This is a genomic window from Apibacter sp., assembly GCF_025291155.1.
In the GTDB taxonomy this organism is placed as follows: domain Bacteria; phylum Bacteroidota; class Bacteroidia; order Flavobacteriales; family Weeksellaceae; genus Apibacter.
Genome location: NZ_JAMBJZ010000143.1, coordinates 1 through 2,427, shown reverse-complemented (window position 1 = coordinate 2,427; position 2,427 = coordinate 1). Strand labels below are relative to the sequence as shown.

The following is a 2,427-nucleotide window of genomic DNA, read 5'->3' as shown; positions in this document are numbered from 1 at the left end:
ATAGTTGCTTAAAGTAATCGGTATCGCTCCTGAGGTATCTTCTACTCTTCCGATCTCAACTCCCTTACTATCTTGGTAGATAATCCTCATCGCTTTAAACATTCTGTCTAAACGGGTTGGATCCGTTGTACCATTGGATGCAAGCATTGTTTTGGATAAATCCCAAAGATTTATTTTTGTCTTTTCTGCTTCCGAACCATATTCGCATATTTCTTCGGATACATGATCCACTTTGATAAAAGGATATGTAGTAATTTTAATTTTAGCAATACTGTCGCATGCCCCTCCTTTTTTGTCGTTAACTCTTACAAATACCTCATCCCAAGTATAAAAACCATCATTGGTTAAATTTCTTACTTGATAAGTTTGCGGAGTTGAAATCGCTTTACTCCTATTACCGTTTCTTGCATCTGATTCTTGTTGGTAATAGGTGAATCCTGCTTCAGTTATATCTTTTATCTGTGATGAAACCGATGTCAGATCAACCAAGGAAATATTATTACTGTCTGCACAACCTAAAATTACTACTTCGTTTTTATCTATTTGCAATCTTGGATTTACATTTACAGATATAGAGGTAATTGTTGGACATGTTTTATCCTTTTTATCTATTCGAACATAAATTATGTAAAAAGGATTATTTGGAGGGTTATTTGTAAATTCATCGTGCTTAATGGTGAAATTTATAGGTGAAACTGCATTAATACCTTGTTCGGCATTGACCAATGATCGGTAATAGGTAAAATCATATTCTGCATCAATAAAAGATTGAGATTCACCAATAATTATATTCGTTTTATATTCATCTAAGTTCTTAATTACGTATTTGCCATCTATAGTCCCATCAGTCTCATCGCATATATCTATAAAATGTACATTCGCTTTGGGAACTAAAGAAATTAAGAATTCTATTCTTCGGATTATATAACAGCCTGTTTTATTATAAACAAATTTTACCCAAACCATATCTCCACCGGTTACCTCATATTGTTTACTATCTACATCAGATATTTGGTAGCCGTTAACCGCATTGTATCTGCTTGTATGATATGATACGGTAAAATCAGATATGTTATGGGATGCTCCAACCATTTTAATCGGGTATTCAGTCAAATCGACCTTTACTTTTTTCTCTTCATTACATAATAAAGTAGTAAAATTATTTACATTCAATTCAGGATAAGCATTTACTGTTATAGGAGCTACTGAGAAACAATTGCTTTGTTTATTTTTAACTCTAACCCAAAAAGTTGCTGGAAAATATGTTATAGTAGCACTTCCGTTTAAAGAATATTGATTTAAAATAGCATCATTTCTTGATCTGTAATAAACGAATTCATAATCGTCAGGATTTTGGAGCGTATCCAAAAATAAATGATTATAATAATACAAGTTAATAACCTCCCTAATGTCTTGCTCATCATCATGTTTGGTATTATTATTACAGTAAAAAATGCTAACATCTTGTTTTAAAACAGGTGAATCAACCAAAATAAATTTCAACTCAAAAATTTCGGAACAGTTTCCTGCTTTTATCTTTACCCAAAGGGTTGACATTTGTCTTGCTTCAAATTGTGTAATAGGTGTAGTTCCTATTTCAGCATCTTTTTTAGTTAGATAATATTCATAAATCATCCTATTATTTAACTTAGCATTATTGCGTATTAATTGACCCGTAACGGTTTCCTTTAGCATGGAGGAATCAATAATCTCAATTCCGTCATTTTCAAAATCGCATACATAAATATCTTTATTTGCTGCTATAGGAACTGGTATTAAATTAATTTTTACAGGAATAATTTTATAACATTTAGTTATCTTATCCTCTACTCTCATACATATCTCATTATTGGTAATGTTGGTTCTGACATCTACCATATAGAGAATAGGAGTACTACTATCTACATACTTTCCTAAATGTTCTCCAGGTTCATATATCTCATATTCCGCATCATATGCTAATCTATAAAAATCAATGTTTACTCCTTTGGAATCGATAACGATTTTAGACAAATCAACCTCCTCTATATTGTCATCATCAATATCACAAATTTCTAAGTTAGTATATTCCGGTAATTGTACTGCAGGTACTAAATCAAATTTAATTTCAACAATAATAGGACATTGATTATAAAATTCTAATTTGGTAAAGGCACTGCTAGCTGCCCTACTGATTTGAAATTTAGCAGGATCTTTAATTGTTGCATTTTCTCCTTTATGTGCTTCTTCTTTTGTCTTATAATATTTTAAATTTTTTATATCTTTTATAGAAGTTTTTATAGATAACAACTGACTGGGAGTAAGAAGCTTTTCCAGCTCATTGGGTGCTGTTTTCGTTGTAGCCTTAATAAATTCTAAAATATTAACTAATTCTTCCCCGTCATCATTAAAATCGCATATAGTATAAGGTCCTAATACTTTCTCTTC

Annotated in this window: 1 protein-coding gene; it reads right to left on the bottom strand. The window is 31.1% G+C overall.

All coding sequences use genetic code 11. The features are described from left to right. Positions 1 to 2,427 (bottom strand): hypothetical protein (locus M3Z80_RS09585; protein WP_293919391.1); only part of this gene is annotated, 2,427 nt, incomplete at both ends.